Annotated in this window: 17 protein-coding genes; 8 read left to right on the forward strand and 9 right to left on the reverse strand. The window is 56.5% G+C overall.

The window, feature by feature from the left end; all coding sequences use genetic code 11:
* Positions 1–2: 2 nt before the first annotated feature.
* Positions 3–1,127, reverse strand: coding sequence for an HlyD family secretion protein (locus tag ABD890_RS04130; protein WP_345086163.1), 1,125 nt, complete (start codon positions 1,125–1,127; stop codon positions 3–5).
* Positions 1,128–1,152: 25 nt separating this feature from the next.
* Positions 1,153–1,479, reverse strand: coding sequence for a DUF3302 domain-containing protein (locus ABD890_RS04135; protein WP_345086165.1), 327 nt, complete (start codon positions 1,477–1,479; stop codon positions 1,153–1,155).
* Positions 1,480–1,780: 301 nt separating this feature from the next.
* On the opposite strand from ABD890_RS04135, the gene ABD890_RS04140 reads away from it, so the two are divergent.
* The 3 genes from ABD890_RS04140 to ABD890_RS04150 all read left to right on the forward strand — a co-directional run bounded on the left by ABD890_RS04140 (position 1,781) and on the right by ABD890_RS04150 (position 4,022).
* Positions 1,781–2,074 (forward strand): hypothetical protein, encoded by a 294-nt coding sequence (locus ABD890_RS04140; protein ID WP_345086167.1) that lies wholly within the window; start codon positions 1,781–1,783, stop codon positions 2,072–2,074.
* A 94-nt stretch (positions 2,075–2,168) separates the two neighbouring features.
* Positions 2,169–3,146: a pseudouridine synthase gene (locus tag ABD890_RS04145; RefSeq protein ID WP_345086169.1), complete on the forward strand. Its 978-nt coding sequence runs from the start codon at positions 2,169–2,171 to the stop codon at positions 3,144–3,146.
* Between the two features lie 24 nt (positions 3,147–3,170).
* Positions 3,171–4,022: a dihydroorotate dehydrogenase electron transfer subunit gene (locus tag ABD890_RS04150; RefSeq protein WP_345086171.1), complete on the forward strand. Its 852-nt coding sequence runs from the start codon at positions 3,171–3,173 to the stop codon at positions 4,020–4,022.
* 129 nt (positions 4,023–4,151) lie between these two features.
* On the opposite strand, the gene rpsT is transcribed toward ABD890_RS04150, so the two are convergent.
* The gene (gene rpsT, locus ABD890_RS04155; RefSeq protein WP_345086173.1) at positions 4,152–4,430 is read right to left on the reverse strand and encodes a 30S ribosomal protein S20; all 279 of its coding nucleotides are present in this window, start codon (positions 4,428–4,430) and stop codon (positions 4,152–4,154) included.
* A gap of 72 nt (positions 4,431–4,502) precedes the next feature.
* Positions 4,503–5,945: a tetratricopeptide repeat protein gene (locus ABD890_RS04160; protein ID WP_345086175.1), complete on the reverse strand. Its 1,443-nt coding sequence runs from the start codon at positions 5,943–5,945 to the stop codon at positions 4,503–4,505.
* A gap of 169 nt (positions 5,946–6,114) precedes the next feature.
* Here ABD890_RS04160 and cobA point away from each other — a divergent pair, with 169 nt between their 5' ends.
* Positions 6,115–7,662 carry a uroporphyrinogen-III C-methyltransferase gene (gene cobA / locus ABD890_RS04165; RefSeq protein WP_345086177.1) on the forward strand — a complete coding sequence of 516 codons (1,548 nt, stop codon included), beginning with the start codon at positions 6,115–6,117 and terminating at the stop codon, positions 7,660–7,662.
* Here the strand turns inward: cobA and ABD890_RS04170 are convergent.
* The gene (locus tag ABD890_RS04170; RefSeq protein WP_345086179.1) at positions 7,659–8,717 is read right to left on the reverse strand and encodes a prenyltransferase/squalene oxidase repeat-containing protein; all 1,059 of its coding nucleotides are present in this window, start codon (positions 8,715–8,717) and stop codon (positions 7,659–7,661) included. The two genes, cobA and ABD890_RS04170, sit on opposite strands and share 4 nt — an antisense overlap.
* Before the next feature lie 153 nt (positions 8,718–8,870).
* Complete coding sequence (locus ABD890_RS04175; protein ID WP_345086181.1) at positions 8,871–9,053, reverse strand: hypothetical protein; 183 nt, start codon at positions 9,051–9,053, stop codon at positions 8,871–8,873.
* Positions 9,054–9,339: 286 nt separating this feature from the next.
* Here ABD890_RS04175 and ABD890_RS04180 point away from each other — a divergent pair, with 286 nt between their 5' ends.
* The 3 genes from ABD890_RS04180 to coaD all read left to right on the forward strand — a co-directional run bounded on the left by ABD890_RS04180 (position 9,340) and on the right by coaD (position 11,763).
* On the forward strand, positions 9,340–10,500 hold the full coding sequence (locus ABD890_RS04180) for an aminotransferase class V-fold PLP-dependent enzyme (RefSeq protein WP_345086183.1): 1,161 nt from the start codon (positions 9,340–9,342) through the stop codon (positions 10,498–10,500).
* Between the two features lie 81 nt (positions 10,501–10,581).
* Entirely contained in the window at positions 10,582–11,229 is a 648-nt protein-coding gene (locus tag ABD890_RS04185) for a hypothetical protein (protein ID WP_345086185.1), read from the forward strand.
* Positions 11,230–11,265: 36 nt separating this feature from the next.
* Complete coding sequence (gene coaD, locus ABD890_RS04190) at positions 11,266–11,763, forward strand: pantetheine-phosphate adenylyltransferase (protein WP_345086187.1); 498 nt, start codon at positions 11,266–11,268, stop codon at positions 11,761–11,763.
* 33 nt (positions 11,764–11,796) lie between these two features.
* Here the strand turns inward: coaD and ABD890_RS04195 are convergent, their stop codons facing one another.
* The 3 genes from ABD890_RS04195 to ABD890_RS04205 all read right to left on the reverse strand — a co-directional run bounded on the left by ABD890_RS04195 (position 11,797) and on the right by ABD890_RS04205 (position 15,866).
* Positions 11,797–14,097, reverse strand: coding sequence for a TIM44-like domain-containing protein (locus tag ABD890_RS04195; RefSeq protein WP_345086189.1), 2,301 nt, complete (start codon positions 14,095–14,097; stop codon positions 11,797–11,799).
* A 113-nt stretch (positions 14,098–14,210) separates the two neighbouring features.
* Complete coding sequence (locus ABD890_RS04200) at positions 14,211–15,251, reverse strand: protein arginine kinase (protein WP_345090823.1); 1,041 nt, start codon at positions 15,249–15,251, stop codon at positions 14,211–14,213.
* Between the two features lie 105 nt (positions 15,252–15,356).
* Complete coding sequence (locus ABD890_RS04205; protein ID WP_345086191.1) at positions 15,357–15,866, reverse strand: UvrB/UvrC motif-containing protein; 510 nt, start codon at positions 15,864–15,866, stop codon at positions 15,357–15,359.
* A 290-nt stretch (positions 15,867–16,156) separates the two neighbouring features.
* Here ABD890_RS04205 and trpE point away from each other — a divergent pair, with 290 nt between their 5' ends.
* Positions 16,157–17,668 carry an anthranilate synthase component I gene (gene trpE / locus ABD890_RS04210; RefSeq protein WP_345086193.1) on the forward strand — a complete coding sequence of 504 codons (1,512 nt, stop codon included), beginning with the start codon at positions 16,157–16,159 and terminating at the stop codon, positions 17,666–17,668.
* Positions 17,669–17,702 lie beyond the last annotated feature (34 nt).

Here is a 17,702-nt window from a genome sequence, read left to right on the forward strand (position 1 = left end):
CGCTAGAACGGCAGCAGATAATAGACCCACGCCTTGATACGCATGGTCACCGTGCTGATGACCTGAAACGGACGGCCAGAGTCGGTGTAAATGGTCGCCATGCCACCCGTTCCCATTGGCAGATCGGCAATTAGCTGTGGATCGTCGAGTAAGATCTTCACCCCAAATTTGCCGCTGGAACGAATGCTGCTGGCACTCAGCAATTGCCCACTTGCCTGAAACTGACCTTCGCCAGTCGCGGCAATGACTGAGTCGACCGTGCCGGAGTAGACTTCGCCCGGATGGTTCATCAGGGCAACTTCCACTTTCTGACCAGGGGCAACATTCATCAGCACATTCTGGCTGAAAACCGCCGCGATGCTGACCTCGGAAGTATCGACAAATGTCCCAACCGAAGCCGAGGCCATGGGGGTCACCATCGAGCCTTCGCGTACCTGCCAGTTCGTCACAAAGCCATCCGCAGGGGCATAGACCACACACTGATCGAGGTCGAACTGGGCGCTCCGCAATTCGGCTTGATGCTGCAGAAGCTGCTGCCGGGCCACTTCCAACGATGCCGCGGCCTCTTCGCGAGCGGCCGTTGCTTTGTCGACGCCCGCCAATCCCGCCGCCAGACGCTGCTTGAGTTCGGCCAGTTCCAAGGCACTCACCGCACCGGGCGATCGCCTGTTGGCATCTTCTTTCGCATTCAGATCAGCCTCGGCAGCATCGCGGTTTGCGTTCGCCTCGGCGATGGTGGCGTCAGCGACTTTCATACTGGCTTCGATTTGCGTGATCGTTTTCTCCGTCACACCCACGATCGCGGTCTTTTGTTCGACGGCGTATTGGAAAGGTTCCTTCTGAATCTCGAACAGGATGTCCTTGCCTTTGGTTAGTGGGACGTTGGGCAGCGCATGAATCTTAACGACCGGTCCTTTGACCTGCGGCACGATTGGAATCGTAAATCGTGTGACGACCAATTGCCCCGAAGTCGGAGCGGAATGCTGCCAGCCGATGACGATTCCCATCACGGCGACCAGTCCGATCACGACGCATACCGCGAGGTTGATCGGGTTCGGCTTCACCTTCAAACGAACGTAAAACAACCAAATCCCGGCGACATACAGAACGACAAACAAAGCAATCATGACGTACCGATCCTTCGCAGGAAGATCAGGAAGAAGTGTGCGTAGTCGCTGATTTCATGGTGGCAAGCTCCGCTTCGAGTGTGGCAACTTGTTGGCGAAGTTGGTCGACTTCCGATCGCTCGGAAGTCGTTGTCGAAGAGAAGGGGAGGTAGGCCCAGATCAAGGCGAAGGGCCAAAGAATCCCGCCACATGCCAGCCCAATCCAGCTGGCCACGTTGATCGCCTCGGCATGCGGATGGCATCGAGCTTTCGCGACCAGCCCCGGCAGCGAGCCTAGCCCAACAATCGCCGCGACCACGACCAGAGACAGAAGCCCCATGACGAACCAGGCGAACAGCGTAGCAAAGTCCATTCAGGTAACCCTTTTCGCAGCAGTCACTCGTTCCGCGAGACCCCATTTCCGGTCAGTTTAGCAGAGCCCGAAGGCGATAAAAGCAGTTTTGCTGGAAAGCAGCACGATCGTTTCACCGGCTGATTTTCGGCCAGATCTCAGCGCGAAAGCTGAACCAAACTTGCTTCCGACCAGTACTGACCTTCGTGCCTCCCCCCAGCGGGCCACCGATTTTTGGTTCTCCATTGCGGCAAATGGGGTAAATCGCTATGGTTCGCAACGAAGAGCACGTCGTGTGGCTCTATTTTCTCGGAGAAATCGCGTGATTTTGAAATTCTCGCCAATTCGACTCGCTCCGGCAGCTCGCCTGCTGCTGGTGACCATGGCGCTGTCGCCTCTGGTGGGCTGTGCCAGCCTGGCGAGACCAAACTGGACGAATCCAGGCACTGTCGAGCAGCAGCGGCTCCGAGCTCTCCATAGCGACCCATATCCCGACACCGATGCAGGCCCTGAAATGGTTGGCGTTCGGCCTCGAGACTACAACAAGTCGCTGCCCGAAGCGGTCAAAAATCAGCCATACAGCTTCCTCGATCCCTACGGGAACCCCGCGTTTTAGGCAGGTTGGGGGCCGCTCCCCATGGGCGATAGCGGACTCGGGGCGTATCATAGAGCCATTCGCCTAAGTCCTTTTTTCGCAGTCAATTGGCCCTATGCCTGGTTCATCGTCATCGTCTCCCCTCGTCCGTTTGCACAAAGTCCTGGCGGAAGCCGGGATCGGTTCGCGCCGAAAGTGCGAAGAGATCATCCAGGAGGGACGCGTTGAAGTCGACGGCGAGTTCGTCACCGAGCTGGGTACCAGCGTCGATCCGAGCACCCAAAAGATCACCGTCGATGGCAACCGGATCCGCACCCGCCATAAGAAATACTTCGTGCTGAATAAGCCGGTCGGTGTTGTCAGCACCAACTTCGACCAGGAAGGGCGAACCCGCGTGGTCGACCTTCTGCCGCCCGACGAACGTTTGTTCACGATCGGTCGCCTCGATCGCCAGAGCGAAGGGCTGATCATCGTTACTAACGACGGCGAACTGGCCAACGTGCTGGCTCATCCACGCTATGGTGTGCCGAAGACCTATCACGTCGAAGTGGCCGGCGTTCCGTCGGTCGAAGAAATCAAGATGATGCGCAGCGGCGTCTATATCGCCGAGGGCATGGTTCGGGCCGAAGAATGCCGCTTGAAACGCAAGCTCAAAAAAAGCGCCATCCTGGAAGTGGTGCTGCGAGAAGGCAAGAATCGTGAAATCCGCCGCATGATGGCCAAGGTTGGCCACAAGGTGCTGCGTCTGAAACGCGTTGCCATCGGGCCTTTGAAGCTGGGCGAAGTTCCTGCCGGAGCATTCCGCGAACTGACGCCGTCCGAAGTCAAATCGCTGCGAGCGAGTGCCTCGCCGGACGCGGCCACTGCCAAGCCTCCGAAACGAAAATCCACTCCCCGCAGTTCAAGCAGCGGCGGCTCGTTTCAGGCCGGCGGCAAACGTGTGACCAAAAAGGCTGCCGTTGCTCGCGGCGGGAAGAAGAAAAAGAAGAAGGCCCCCACCAAGTCGGCTCAACCGACCGAATCGCGTCGTGGCCAAGGCCGAGCCGTCAAGCAAAAGAAAGCATCCCGCGATAAGCAGATGCGTCGGAAATAAGCCAGAGAGAAGGATTGGAAGCCGATGTCCCAGTTCCAATTTCAAGCGACCGCGATCGTTGAAAACGTCCAGATGGCGGCCCGCATCTATCGGGTTCGCTTTGAAGCCCCCGAGATCGCGGCCAAGATCCTGCCGGGGCAGTTTGTCATGGTTCGTATCGCCAACGCCTTCGATCCGCTGCTCGGCCGGGCCTTCGCCCTGTACGACGTGATTGCGGACGAAGAGGGAAATCCCAAGTACGTCGACGTCGTCTATCAAGTCCATGGCAAGCTGACGACTCGTCTCCAGCAGATGGAGCCAGGCCAACAACTGGAAGTTTGGGGCCCGCTTGGCAACGGCTTCACGATCCCTGAGACCGAACACCTGATTCTGGTGGCCGGCGGTATCGGCCAAACGCCATTCCTGGCGGTCGCCAAGCAAGTGCTGGGCAAGCAGTCGTACGGGGAAGGGGAGTTCACCCAGAAGCCGCCGCAAAAGGTTACCCTTTGCTATGGTGCTCGCTCGGCAGTTGATCTGGCCGGGCTAAAAGACTTCGAGGCCACTGGGCTGGAACTCAAGATCTGCACCGACGACGGTTCGACCGGGCATCATGGCCTGGTGACCGATCTTCTCGATCAAGCGATTGCCGAGCGAATTGGCTCGCCTCAGGTTCTGTGCTGCGGACCGGAGAAGATGATGGAGGCAGTCAGCAAGCTCACCGCCGAGCGCGATGTACCTTGCCAGGTTTCGTTGGAAACGCCAATGGCCTGCGGCATTGGCATCTGCTTTACTTGCGTTGCCCCAGTGCTGCAGGAAGATGGCAGCTGGGATTACAAGCGAACATGCGTCGAAGGACCGATCTTCGATGCCTGCCAAATTGCATGGGAACACGCTTAGAAACGTCCACCAACGCAAAACGTCCAGTCAAATTCAGGACTGGACGTACGTTGACTGGGGCGAACGATTGGCACCCCAGATCATTTTTAGACATAGCTATCTGGCAACGACCTGACGGCCGGAGATAACCTAGGCCGAAGCCTTCAGCTTGGCAGTCTTGATGTGGTGCGACAGACGCGACTTCAAACGCGAAGTGGTCTTCGGGTGCAGGACTCGCTTGGCACCAGCCTTGTCCAGCTTCTTCACCGTGGCGCGGAACAGTTCTTCAGCCTTTTCGAAGTCAGCAGCCGTAACGGCTTCTCGAACCTTACGGATCGAGGATCGAAGCGAGGACTTTACCGCACGGTTGTGAGTACGGCGAACCACATTTTGGCGAAGACGTTTTTGAGCGCTCTTGGTATTAGGCATGATTGAACCGGGTAGACGGAAACGAACAGTCCTTTGTCAGACTCTTACTGGAAGCTAATCATCATGCCGGATTTACCGGAGTTTGTCTAGCCGTCGAGAGACATCTTTGTAATCCGCGTCCATTTTCTGCAGGCGTTTTAAATACGCGGTCGCTGAAGTCCACTCTTTTAGCCCCTGGGCAAGCACCCCGGCCCGATAAAGCAGAAGCTTCAATCGCTCGGAACTCAAGGTATCAGCATAGTTTAGGGCTTCTTCATAGATCTCCATCGCGGTGACATACTTCTTCCGGGCCTGCAAACACTCTCCCTTGCCCAGGTAGCAAATTGCTAAAAGTTTTTCATCCGCTTCGCAGACTTCGTCGAATAATTTCTCCGCTTCCTCGAAATTCCCGACCCGTTTGAGCCGTAACGCCAGCTCGTATTTCAGGCTGACATCTCCTGGGTGACGCTCGGAACGCTTGTTGTAGACGTCGAGTTCGAGCCGGCTGAGGTCGTTCTTGGCGGTCTCGACAAGTTCCAGCACCTGCGGCGTGGCGTTCTCGGCGGCCTGCTGTTCGGCCATGCGGTAGCGATGGCGAGCCTTGCGGATCGAGACATCCTCACGCTTCTCGATCAATTCCATCGATTCGCCGAAGTGGGCGAAGGCTTCTTTGATCACCTTGTCGGCCTCGAAGAACTTCCCCTCGTCGCACCAGAGGTCGATCAGCTTCATGTAATTTTCCTGCGAATCGGGATCGGCCTCGATCTTCGCCTTCAGCTTCTGCTTCTCGTTCAGCTCGATCTTCATCGCCGGCCGCTCTTGGATTCCGTCCGACTCTTCACCTTCCTGGGCGGCTGGTCGGCGGCGAATCTTGGCGGCATCGGCAGGATCGATCCGGTTGGTCACCGTCGCGAGCCCTTGGGCCCGACGCTCGCGGTCGATGGTCAATTGCGAGATCATCTTGTTGGCTTCGTCGTCGCCACGCTTCTTTTCTTCGATGAAGTGCCAGAGCGAGATTGCCTGGTCAAACTGGCCAACACGTCCCAGATAACGGGCACAATGACGCATCACCTCCATATCGCCAGGCGATCCATCCATGGCGTTTTTCATGTAGCGGAGGCCCACTTCGTGGTATCGCATCGCCTCGCAGGCATCGACCATCCCCCGCAGCGTGACACTGTCGTAGGGATTCGACTTCAGCAGTTCGACCCCTTCGGCGAGGACTTCCTTCCACTTTTTGGCGGACAGGGCCTTCTTGAAGCCGCTTTTGCTGCCGAATCCTGAGAACAGCGAGCCCTTCTTCTTGCCTTTGAACTTTCGGTCGAGGTTCTCCAGCATTTTCTCGACGTAGAACAGATTCGCTGGGTCACCTTTGCAGCACTCGGCCAGCAAACTGTGGGCATAGTCGAAGTCGTACTTCGGCTTGCTCATCAACTGGCTTGCGTGATCAAAAAGCTGCTGCAGACGCTTTCTTAGCGCTGGCGAGACTTCGTAGTCGGCTTCTTCCGAGATCGAAAAACTTCCACCGTCAGACATAGGGCTGGCCAAATCGTTCGGACATGCATGAGGAATTTTTATTGTGTCTGCCACGCACAATAATCCGTTAGTCCTATTGTATCAACCGCTTCCGTTAAGGCGCCAATTGGTTTTAAATTCATAGAAACGCATCGCCGACTGACGGCACACCTTCCTTTGAGGGACGATCGTGGCACCCACCCCAGAAGAATCGCCGACTCCACGACCTGGAACTGTTTACCTGGTCGGTAGTGGCCCTGGTGACCCTGGACTGATTACGCAGCGCGGCTATTTCTGCCTGCAGCGTGCCGACGTAGTGCTGTACGACTATCTTTCCAACCCGGAAATTCTGCGTTTCGCTAACCTGGTCGCGGACGAAATGCATTGCCTCGGCAGCCACGCCGAACGGAAGATCTGGACCCAAGATCGGATCAACGCCGAGATGGTCCGCCATGCCCAAGCCGGTAAAACCGTGGTTCGTCTGAAGAGTGGCGACCCGACTGTTTTTGCCAGAGCCGGGGAAGAGATCGAAGCGCTCCGCGCCAACAACATTCCCTTTCAAGTCGTGCCTGGCATCACGACCGCGCTGGCCGCGAGTGCCTACGCCGGCATTCCGTTGACCCATTCCGATTACGCCTCGGCAGTTGCGTTCGTCACCGGTCACGAGAAGCCTGGCAAAGATGACTCGGCGATCGACTTCGGTGCGCTCGCCAGCTTCCCAGGCACGTTGGTCTTTTACATGGGCGTCACTACCGCTCCGCAGTGGTCGGCCGCTTTGATCGAGCATGGCAAGTCGCCGGACACTCCGTGTGCGATCGTTCGTCGCTGTAGCTGGCCCGATCAAGAAACGTTTCGCTGTACGCTAGGCGAGATCCCTAGCCTGCTGCATTCCGGTTCGAAGATCCGACCGCCGGTGATCACGGTTGTGGGTGAGGCCGCCGCCGATCGGGGCATGCCCAACTGGTTTGAAGAACGTCCGCTGTTTGGTCAATCGTTTCTGGTGACAAGGCCTTCGTCGCAAGCAATCGACTTGCACTATCCGCTGGCGGAAGCTGGCGCCGAGGTGCTGTTGCAACCAGCGATCGAAATCAACGATCCCCACGATCCGCAACCGCTTGAAGAAGCTTTGCAGCAGTTGAAATCTTTCGATTGGATTGTCTTCTCCAGCGTGAACGGGGTAGCCTATTTCCTGTCTCGGTTACGAGCGATCGGACTCGACTATCGAGCTCTCGGGCACGTGAAATTCGGGGTGATTGGCACCGGAACGGAAGCAGCGCTGCGGTCGTTTGGGTTTCGTGCCGACGTGGTTCCAGAAGAATTTCGAGCCGAGTCGCTGGTCGATACCTTGGCCAACGAGGTCTCTGGAAAACGTGTTCTATTGCCACGAGCATCTCGTGGTCGAGATGTCTTGCCGGAAGGGCTGAAGTCGCACGGGGCGGACGTGACCGAGGTGGTCACCTATCAAAGCGACGACGTCGTAGAACTTTCGTCGGAAGTCCAGAAACGTTTCGCAACGAAGGGGATCGATTGGGTGATTGTCACCAGCAGCGCGATCGCCAAGGCAACGGTGGCCTTGCTGGGAGAAGAGCTGAAGAAGAGCAAGCTCGTGAGCATCAGCCCGATTACTTCGAACACGCTACGTGAACTCGGCTTCGAACCCGTTGTCGAAGCCAAGATCTACACGATGGAAGGAATCGTCGACGCGATCCTCGAACATGTCGCGTCGACCGCGGACTAACGCTGGTAGATCGGTAAGTAGCCCAGATCCAACTGCATCATGATCAAGTTGCAGGCCGTGACATAGATTGGCCCGATGCTGGTTTCGTCCCAGTAGCCTTCGTTGTTTTGCTCGACGGTGATCCGGTCGTACAAACGATTGCGGAACGTATCCCACAGGCTCACATCGTTGGAACCTTCGCGGTAGACGACCTGCGAGTAGTACAGGTACGAATAATGCCAGTGGCTGAAGCTCTGGGCCTGCGATTGGATCTGGTAGAGGTTCTTCTTGCAGTAGTCGAGCATCTTCTGCACGACGTCTGACTTCGATTCGCCAGCGTTCTGAAGGCAGCAGATCGAAGCCGCCGTGATCGCTGGACGCGAAGTCCCTCGGTTCTTCGAGCTGTACGAGATCCCGCCGTCCGGATTCTGACAGTCGTAGATATACTTCTTGGCGTTCTCGATCACTTCCGAAGGTACCGGGATGCCGGCGTTGCGGCAGCCGCGAAGTCCCTGGACCTGGGTGATCGTCGTAGAGCCTTCGTCGAAGTCGTTTCCGTCCTTCGCACTGACGTAGCCCCAGCCGCCAGACTTGGTCTGGGCCGAGACGCTGAACTTGACCGCGTTGGTCAGAATTTTAATGAGATCTTCACGTCGGTCCGAGTCTTCTTCTTCTCCCAGGATCTGCGAGAGAAAGAGCATCGAGAAGCCGTGACCGTAGGTATAGCGGTTGTCGGTGACCGGGTCGCCAATCAAACCATTGGGACGGGCCTTCGAGACGAGGAACTCCACCGCTCGGCGGAGGTTCTCCGAGTACGGGCCCTGCATGGTGGTCGAGCCAGAGGCACATAAAGCGGTGCCAGCCAGGGCGGTCATCGCGGTGGGATAGTTCGCCGCGGTCCAGTGACCTAAGCGAGACTGGGTTCGTTGAACCCACGCCAGACCTTTCTCAACACAGGCTTCCCATGTGCGGCGTTGTGAATCGGAAGGAGGGGCCCCCAACAACGGAGGCGTCATGGCTGCGGCGGACAAGCCACCCAGCATTCCCAACATTCTTCGACGATTCAGGTTCACCATTCGCTAACTCCTTTGATTTGCTTAGGCTTCCTACTATTTTCACAGCCAAAACGAATCGCGTAAAGGAAAGTTTCTTAATAGCGATGGGGAAGAGGCGGGAACTCGCACGATTTTTCGGAACAGATCCCGCAATTTGGGGAACGCGTAGTGGGGCTACTTCTGTTCTCGGAACGTAGTGAACGCCAGGAAACCAAGAATTCCGGCGCACACGATGAACGAGACGTCCATCATCCAGCTGACGCCACCAAAGGGAACACCGGCCAACAGGTCGAGCGCAAATATCAAGAGTAGGAGAACGGCAACACCCATTCCCACAATCGTCAGCGCTTTCGGCATTGGCAACTCCTGGAGCAAATCAGCGATACGCTACGGTTTGAAAAGACAAATTTTGACCAATTTATCCAGTCCATCCAGTATACCTCCCAGAAAGGCAATGTCACCTAGAGCGCCCAGTCCACATAAAACAGGGTAGCTGATCGTCTTGCTTTCAGGTTCCAGATGGTGTCGGGCGATCGGAAAAGTCTTTAAATTGATACTGAACCGCCCTGGTGAAAGATGGTCTAATTTAAGTCGTAACTATATTTCCTACAAGTCTTTTGGTCGATCATAAAAGAAGATTTTAATGACGTTTTCCAATGATTCCCGGTGGCAATCTTTTCGCGAAGCGATGCCTGTTACCCGGAAGTGGGCCTATTTCGATCACGCCGCAGTCGCTCCACTGCCGGGTGTCACGGCTCAAGCAATTCAGTCTTGGTGCGACCAGGCAGCCCAAGAGGGGGATGTCGTTTGGCTCGACTGGGAACGTGCCATCGAGGCTACCCGCACCGCCGGAGCCCAACTGATTGGGGCCACGACCGACGAGATCGCCTTGGTCGCCAACACGACCCATGGCATCAATCTGGTGGCGGAAGGGCTCGATTGGAAATCTGGCGACAACATGGTGGTACTGGGGAACGAATTCCCCTCGAACCTTTACCCATGGCTCCACCAGGAATCGAAGGGGGTCGAGATCCGCGTGATCCCGGTCGACGGGGTCGAGCCCGACTTCAATCGCATTGCCGAGGCTCTCGATAGCCGCACCCGCCTGCTTTCGATGAGTTGGGTCAGCTACAAGACAGGTTGGCGGATCGATCCCAAGGCGGTAGCACGAATGGCGCACGATGCCGGCGCGTTGTTCTTTCTGGACGCGATTCAAGGGATGGGCGTCTTTCCGCTGGATGTGCGTGACGCCGACATCGACTTCCTGGCGGCGGACGGACACAAGTGGATGCTCGGCCCTGAAGGTGCCGGGCTGTTCTATGTCAAGAAGGAACTGCTGGACCAACTGCATCCGGTCGGCATCGGCTGGAACAGCGTCGCCGGTCGCACCAATTTCGATAAAACCGATCTCACGTTCCGCGAGAGTGCTGCCCGATATGAAGGGGGCTCGCAGAACATGCCCGGCATGATCGGCCTCGGGGCGAGCCTGCAGTTTCTCCTCAATCAGGGCGCCGGCCCGCAGCAATCGGCCGTAGGTGACCGGGTTCTCGAGGTAACCGACGCCATCTGCGAAGCGCTGACCAAGGCAGGGGCTCATATCATTTGCAGTCGGCAAGGGGACGAACGCTCCGGGATCGTTCCGTTTCAGGTCCCTGGCAAACTTCCCCAGGCCCTGCGCGCCGCCGGACAGAAGATCGGCGTGAATTTCAGCGTTCGTGGTGACTTTGCTCGAATCAGTGCCCATGCTTATAACAATCAGGCAGATCTCGACCGTTTGCTAGAAACGCTCGACGCTGTCGATTAAGCTTCAGGCACCAAGCCGTGTACGACTCGACGGGAAGCGTGCACCTACAAACGAGCCCAACCCGACGAAATGGAATCGCAGATGGTCGACTTCTCGGATCGTGAAGAAGTATTTGCCGAAGTTATCCCGAACAAACCGATGCGTCCTGCCAAGGTGACGGTGATCGCGGTGGTTGGCATCATCCTGGCAGCCATTTTCCTGTTGGGCTGCGTGGGCAGCATACCAGGCATTTTCATTCAGGCATTCGCACCCGATGCGTTTACCGTGGATCCGAGCAACGCCGACCCACAGCTCAAAGCCCAGCTTGAAATGCAAGAAAAGATGGGCGAAGTCACGCGGAAATACCTGCCAGTGATCATCGGGCTGAGCCTGTTCTCGTTTCTGATGGGTGTTTCGCTGATGTATGGCAGTATCCAATCGCTACGCAAGGACGAAGCGGGCACCTATCGTTTCCTGGCGAATGTCTGCTTAGCCGGGATCGTCTATACGCTGATTAATGCGGTGGTCACGACGATCCTGCAGATGGCCAACTGGCATGCCATGGAGCAAGCCTTGATGACGCTCCAGCAGAACGATGCCCAGTCGCAGATGTTTCGCACGATCATGTACTATTCAATCGTCGTGGGTCTCATCTTTGGCCTCGTTTATCAACTGGGGCAACTGATTTACTTCAGCTTGGGAAAATGGATCCTGAGCTATCATGCGTCGACCCTCGCATCACAAGATTAAGCCCACGTAAGTAGTTTCCAATTCTGAAAGACTTCCATGGCGGATGGCAATCGAATCGCCGTTTATGTTGGATCGTTCGATCCGATCACTCTGGGGCACCTGAATCTGATTCAGCGAAGCAGTAAGTTGGTCGACAAGCTGATTGTTGGCATCGGTATCAATGCTGAGAAGACCGGGCTGTTCAGTCCGACCGAGCGTATTGATCTGGTCCAGCGAGTTACGGCCGACATGCCGAATGTCGAGGCCCAAACGTTCGATGGCCTGGCGGTCGAATTTGTCCGCAACGTGGGCGCCCATGTGATGATTCGCGGGATCCGCCCCCTGACCGACATCGCCGGCGAGTTCACGATGATGATGGCCAACCGCAAGCTCGACAGTGGGATCGAAACGATCTTCCTGATGGCGGATGAAGAATATGGCCACGTTTCCAGCTCGCTGCTGAAACAGATCACGCCACTGGCCAACGACGAACAACTCGAGAAGTTCGTCCCGCCGTCGATCATCCCAGACTTGCGGGCAAAGCTCACGCGCTAAATCGTCCGGCCAGACAAGGGGAGGGGACCGGCGCTACCAGTCCCGTTCGACATGCAAAGAGTCGTCGGCGGAAGCCTGATTCTGGCGTAAGGCCTGCTGCGCTTGCTGATGCAGGATTGATCGGCGACGTCGGATCATCTGCTTCATATCGAAGCTGGTCATCCCGATCGAAGCCCCAACCTTGGTCAGCACGCGTTGTTCGTTCGCGCAGATGTTGCCGTCGGCCAGTGCCATGTCGATCATCCGGACCAGCCAATATTTGCCAATGCCGAAGTCCCCAGGCTTGGGTGCTTCCAGTTCGTTTCGCTTCGCAGCGAGGCACATTTCTTTTAGCTGTTGGTTGGTGATTTTGAATTCCGCCGCCAACGACTTGAGCTGATCGACTTCGCGTGGATCGAATTTGCCGTCCGAGGCTGCGACAACCACCACCCAGGCAAACATGTCGACCGAACGCATCCCTTCGGTCCATTCTTTCAACTGCAGAGTCCGAGCCCGCATGACGGCGTCGACATCGTACTGACTAAGCCCGATCGCCATGGCCGTCGCATTGAGTAGCTTTCGCTCCCACTCTTCCAAACGGCCATCGATCAGGCAAACATCGACCATCGCCGAAAGCCAACGCTTCACCAGCATCGGATTCAAATCTCGTAGATGAGCCCGATCGAGCGGCATGCGTGATTTCATTCCTTGGATCAGCACGTCGCGAGGAACCTCGCAGGCCCGAGCCACTTCCAGGATGAAGCCCTGGGCACTCTTTCGCGAGACGTTCAGTTCGGTCGAAATCACGCCAATCAAACGGCAAAGCGTGACGTCGTCTTCGCGAACGTGAATATCTGGCGTGGCACCATCGATCTGGATCCCTTCCATCTCGCTCTTGGTGAATGCCGGCATTGCCTGATCAACGACAATCACGCGTTTGAGCTGGGTGTCTTCATCGTATTCCGAAGTCATCACGGCCACCTTCGGCTCGATCCCCTCGTACGCCTTCTTGCGCAGTGCCAACGCCGCGGTCGATGTAAACGGAAGGATGTCGGCCAAGGTCCATTCCAAGGCACCATCGTTCAGCACGGTGTGGCAGAACTCGCAGGCGTGCGAAGCGTTATTCGATTCGGGAGCACCACACTTGGGGCAATGCGAACTGGTAATGGTTCGCTCGATTCGGGTCATCGTGCCATGTTGTCGCACCAGAACCATCATCGAGCTGAATTGCACCGGATCGCGTTCCAGTTGGAAGTCACCACGCCTGTCGACCGTCCCGCGAAGTGCGGTCCAGCGAACATGCATCAGTGCCTTATCGAGCGGTGCTTCTGCGATCACGCCGGAAACGTCGGCTGCCAGAATTTTCGGCTGCAGAAAGATCATCCGCGTGCCGTTGGCATCGGGCTGCAGTTTCTGGGCATACGCTTCGCAAAAGCGATCGGTGGCGACTTTACCCAGCGGGTCGATCGTTCCGATTCGGTCGGCCAGAAATTTGCGGAAGAAGATCACGCTCGCTCGATCTTCCAGATAATGCGAACTGAAGCCTTTATCTTGCTTGATCCAGTAACGGGTTACGCTGCTCATCTTGAAAGGCTTGGTCACCTTCCAGGAAGAACCATCCGAGATTTCGGATAGCACCCAGTCGTGCTCGCCGGAACGGACCATGCTGTCGCAGGCAGGGCATTTCTCCCATTGGTTCACCGAAACATCGGCACCGCAGTTGGGGCAATTGCCATGGATCGAACCGAAGTCGCCCGAGCGGGTCTTCGCTCCGCGGCGGCGTAAGAAGGTCCAGACTTCGCTGATCGGCTCAATCTCGTCCAAGGCAATCGAGGCCTCGGCATGCATCATCTGGTATTCGCGATGCGCCTTGCCGATGATCCGCAGCGAGATCACCTCGAAGGCGTTTTCGTTGTTCTTCGCGGAACTGATCTCGACGGGAACGATCTCGGTCAGTTCGAGCTTGTCGGTCTTGCGATATCGCCCGAGGCTTTCTTCTTCTTCCAAACGAAAGACGACACGCTGGTAAATTCCATCCGACATAAAAGCTCGGATGTCGTTCAGATCGCGGCTATCGACCGCTTTTTCCAGTTCGATGAAGGCCTTGCCAGCCGCGGCACAGAAGGTCTGGAGATCGAAGTTCGGGTCGGCCTCTTGGATCGCTTCGAGAGCTTGATCCATCTGGTCCATCCGGGCCCGTTTGTTGCCCAGCCGAATCAGCGAGAGCGTCCGAAATCCGCCGTGGAGATGCTCGGTGAGGATCCCTCCCACGATCATCACGATCACCACGACGAAACCGGCAATCTCTCCTCCAACAGCGAGCGGAATGGATTGGACCGGCAGCAGTTCGTACATGGGATCGATTTCGGGGCCAAGGACAAGGTTTGCCGGGGAAAGACTCACCCGGCAATTTCGACATCTTATTCGTCGAGTCTAGAAGAACCTTGGCGAAAAATCGACCAATTCCACTAATTTCGCTCGTCGCGGTGTTCTTTTCCGCGATCTTGCAGATATCGACGCAGGTACAAGGCCCGTTCGATGTTGCGACCTGCCGTGTCCAGCTCGTTGCCCCGCAGTTTCTGCAGATGGGCCGGCTGCGTTTCGACAAACAGCTTGTTGATGTCGGAAATGGCCAAGTCGTCGATCAGCCCCAAGTTGACGCCCATTCGCACGCTCGAAAGCAAGTGCATGGTCTCTTCGCTGCTGATCGTCTGAGCGGTGCACAAGATCCCGTATGCCCGGCTGATCTTGTCGTGCAGGTCTTCGCGGTTCTGAGTGATCAGGAAGTCGCGAGCTTTGCGTTCGTAGGCGATGATCATCGGCACGACGCCGCTGACCTGACCGATCAATTCTTCTTCGGACTTGCCCAACGTGATCTGATTGCTGATCTGATAGAAGTCGCCCATGGCCTGCGAGCCTTCGCCGTACAAGCCACGCACCGCCAGGTTGATCTTCTGCAAGCTGCGGAAGACCTTCTCGATCTGGTTGGTGATCACCAGGGCCGGCAAGTGCAGCATCACGCTGACTCGCATGCCGGTGCCGACGTTGGTCGGACAAGCGGTCAAATAGCCGAGTCGTTCGTGGAAGGCGTAGGTCAGCTTGCTTTCCAGTTGATCGTCGACTTCGTTGATCTGCTGCCAGGCACTGTGCAGATCGAGACCGCTTTTCATCACTTGAATGCGAAGATGATCTTCTTCGTTGATCATCACGCTCAAGCGTTCGTCGTTGTCGATCGCCACGCTGCGGGCACCTTCGGCCTCGGCATGTTCGCGGCTAATCAACTGGCGTTCGGTCAGAAACTGGCGATCGACATGGGCCAGTTCATCGACGCGAAGATAGTACAGTGCATTGAATCCAGGGATCGCGTGGAGGCGATCGTGGACCATCTTTTCGATCGATTTGCGATCTTGCGGCGAGCAGCGGCGAATGAACGGGAACTCGGCCAGGTTGCGAGCCAGACGAATACGACTGCTTATCACGATATCGGACTCCGGTCCGCTACCGCGCATCCATTCGCCAGATCGACATGCCAATTCATTTAGTTCCACGTAAGTCTAACCTTCACTCTCCAGTTACTTGCTTGCCAACGTGAACCGCAGGGAACGGCCCCAGGGCTACGACTGCCCATCCTCAATCTTACGGATTTCATCCCGTATTTGGGAAGCACGCTCGTAATCTTCCTTTTCAACCGCCGCTTTCATGTCGTTGTGCAGTTGAATGAGCCGTGTTTGCTCTTGCGAGGTTTGCTGGTGATGCTTGGGATGCTTCCCAGCATGCTGACTGTCGCCATGAATGTTGACGATCAGCGGCTCCAGTTCGCTGCCGAAGCAGGTGTAGTCGTGCGGGCAGCCAAGGCGGCCTTGATTACGGAACTCGTAAAAACTGATCCCACAGATCGGGCAGACCTGTTCGTCCAGCTTGGCGAGCTCTTTCGCGGTGTCGGCCACCTTCAATTGATGATGCAGCATACCAGCCAGCGACGGCTGAATGGGCGTACCACCCGAAGGATTATTCGTCAGGTACGACTGCGCGCACTGCTCGCACAAGTGAAGCTCGTGCGGCTTCTCACCGGTTAACTCGGTGATGTGAAACGTGGCGGGCTTTTCGCATTGTTGACACTTCATGACGAAAAATCGCCTCCTTCCACCCCAAATGAAACTGCTGGATTGCCTGCGGGTTGACCGACTTGCCCAAGTTGGCCGAAGACGATCAACGTAAATCCAATTCGCAATTAGAGATACTGCGACGGGATTATTCTGGATTCTATCGACGCCAAGGGGGGTGTCAAGATTAGACGTCATGCCGTTCAATGTTACCGGAGCCCGAAACGACTGCCGCGTGAACTTTTACGACGCCGCACGGGTCTCCTCCAACGGATTGGTCACGTATTACTCCTTGGCAGATGAATCGACTCATGCCGTACCTCCCTGAATTGCCCGAGTTTGAGAAGCTGGCGAATAAGTTCGAAATCATTCCCGTTTATCGGCGATTGATCAGTGATTCGATGACTCCGGTCTCGGCATTCCACAAACTGGACAGTGGCGAGCCCGCTTGTTTGTTTGAAAGCGTCGTCGGGGGAGAGAAGGTCGGGCGATACAGTTTTATTGGGATTCATCCCGAATATCACCTGAGCGCGACACGCGATCAGGTCACCATCCAAAGTGACGCCGGAACCGAGACCTTCACGTCGGCCAACCCGCTGGAAGAATTGCGCAAGCGACTCGAAACCGGCAAGGTCGCCCACATCGAAGGGCTCCCCCCGTTCAACGGTGGCGCGATTGGCTACGCTGGGTACGACGTGGTGCGTTACGTCGAAAACCTGCCCAATGCCCCGCACGACGATCGCAAACTGCCTGATCTTTCGTTTGGCTTCTACAACAACTTGGTAGTCTTCGACAACGTTAGCAAGACTGCTTATGTGATCGTGATGGTGAAATGTCCTGCCGATCAGCCGAACGATCTGCCTGCCATCTACGAAAAAGCCTGCCAGCGAGCCGAAGAGATCGTTGCCAAACTGACCAAGCACGATCCGACGCTGACCCCAACCGACATCGATCTGACCGGCATCCCCACGATTCCTTATCGTTCCAACTTCACGCCGGAAGACTTTGAAGCCGCCGTCCATAAGTGTGTCGAATACATCGAGGCGGGCGATATTTTCCAGGTCGTCTTCAGTCAGCGACTGGAAGTCGACATCCAGAGCGATCCGTTCGAGATCTATCGAACGCTGCGGATTGTGAACCCAAGTCCGTTTATGTTCTTTCTTCGCACACCTGAGACGACCCTCGTCGGCAGCTCGCCCGAGATCATGGTTCGGGTCATGGATGGTGTCGTCACCGTCCGTCCCTTGGCCGGAACTCGCCCGCGCGGTCTGACGGAAGCGGAAGATCAACGGCTGGCCGAGGAACTGCTGGCCGATCCGAAAGAACGTGCCGAACACATCATGTTGGTCGACTTGGGCCGCAACGACGTTGGCCGTGTCGCCAAGTATCGCAGTGTCCAGCTCAGCGATGTGATGGCCATCGAACGGTACAGCCATGTGATGCATATCACGTCGAACGTCACCGGCGAACTTCCAGAAGGGAAGGATGCGTTCGATGCTCTGGCGGCCTGTTTGCCAGCCGGAACGGTCTCAGGCGCTCCGAAAGTTCGCGCGATGGAAATCATCGACGAAGTCGAACCTCACCGTCGCGGCCCATACGCCGGTGCGGTTGGCTACATCGATTACGGCGGCAACATGGATACCTGTATCGCTCTGCGAACGATCGTAATCCAGGATGGCACTGCTTACGTCCAAGCTGGCGCTGGCATCGTGGCCGACAGCGATCCGAAGATGGAATACCAGGAAACGCTGAATAAGGCTCGCGGTATTCTCAAGGCGATTGAAATCACCGAACGTCGTTCGGCAGCCGCGAAGGGGAGCTAGTCCGCTTCACACTGCTTTTCTCAACCCGGTCGGC

Source organism: Bremerella cremea (assembly GCF_039541315.1).
GTDB lineage: Bacteria > Planctomycetota > Planctomycetia > Pirellulales > Pirellulaceae > Bremerella > Bremerella cremea.

Excerpts from the sequence above, each read along its gene's own strand:
- ABD890_RS04130 (WP_345086163.1), bottom strand. The coding sequence starts at position 1,127 with ATGATTGCTTTGTTTGTCGTTCTGTATGTCGCCGGGATTTGGTTGTTT.
- ABD890_RS04135 (WP_345086165.1), bottom strand. The coding sequence starts at position 1,479 with ATGGACTTTGCTACGCTGTTCGCCTGGTTCGTCATGGGGCTTCTGTCT.
- ABD890_RS04145 (WP_345086169.1), top strand. The coding sequence starts at position 2,169 with ATGCCTGGTTCATCGTCATCGTCTCCCCTCGTCCGTTTGCACAAAGTC.
- ABD890_RS04150 (WP_345086171.1), top strand. The coding sequence starts at position 3,171 with ATGTCCCAGTTCCAATTTCAAGCGACCGCGATCGTTGAAAACGTCCAG.
- rpsT (WP_345086173.1), bottom strand. The coding sequence starts at position 4,430 with ATGCCTAATACCAAGAGCGCTCAAAAACGTCTTCGCCAAAATGTGGTT.
- ABD890_RS04160 (WP_345086175.1), bottom strand. The coding sequence starts at position 5,945 with ATGTCTGACGGTGGAAGTTTTTCGATCTCGGAAGAAGCCGACTACGAA.
- ABD890_RS04170 (WP_345086179.1), bottom strand. The coding sequence starts at position 8,717 with ATGGTGAACCTGAATCGTCGAAGAATGTTGGGAATGCTGGGTGGCTTG.
- ABD890_RS04175 (WP_345086181.1), bottom strand. The coding sequence starts at position 9,053 with ATGCCGAAAGCGCTGACGATTGTGGGAATGGGTGTTGCCGTTCTCCTA.
- ABD890_RS04180 (WP_345086183.1), top strand. The coding sequence starts at position 9,340 with ATGACGTTTTCCAATGATTCCCGGTGGCAATCTTTTCGCGAAGCGATG.
- ABD890_RS04185 (WP_345086185.1), top strand. The coding sequence starts at position 10,582 with ATGGTCGACTTCTCGGATCGTGAAGAAGTATTTGCCGAAGTTATCCCG.
- coaD (WP_345086187.1), top strand. The coding sequence starts at position 11,266 with ATGGCGGATGGCAATCGAATCGCCGTTTATGTTGGATCGTTCGATCCG.
- ABD890_RS04195 (WP_345086189.1), bottom strand. The coding sequence starts at position 14,097 with ATGTACGAACTGCTGCCGGTCCAATCCATTCCGCTCGCTGTTGGAGGA.
- ABD890_RS04200 (WP_345090823.1), bottom strand. The coding sequence starts at position 15,251 with ATGCGCGGTAGCGGACCGGAGTCCGATATCGTGATAAGCAGTCGTATT.
- ABD890_RS04205 (WP_345086191.1), bottom strand. The coding sequence starts at position 15,866 with ATGAAGTGTCAACAATGCGAAAAGCCCGCCACGTTTCACATCACCGAG.
- trpE (WP_345086193.1), top strand. The coding sequence starts at position 16,157 with ATGCCGTACCTCCCTGAATTGCCCGAGTTTGAGAAGCTGGCGAATAAG.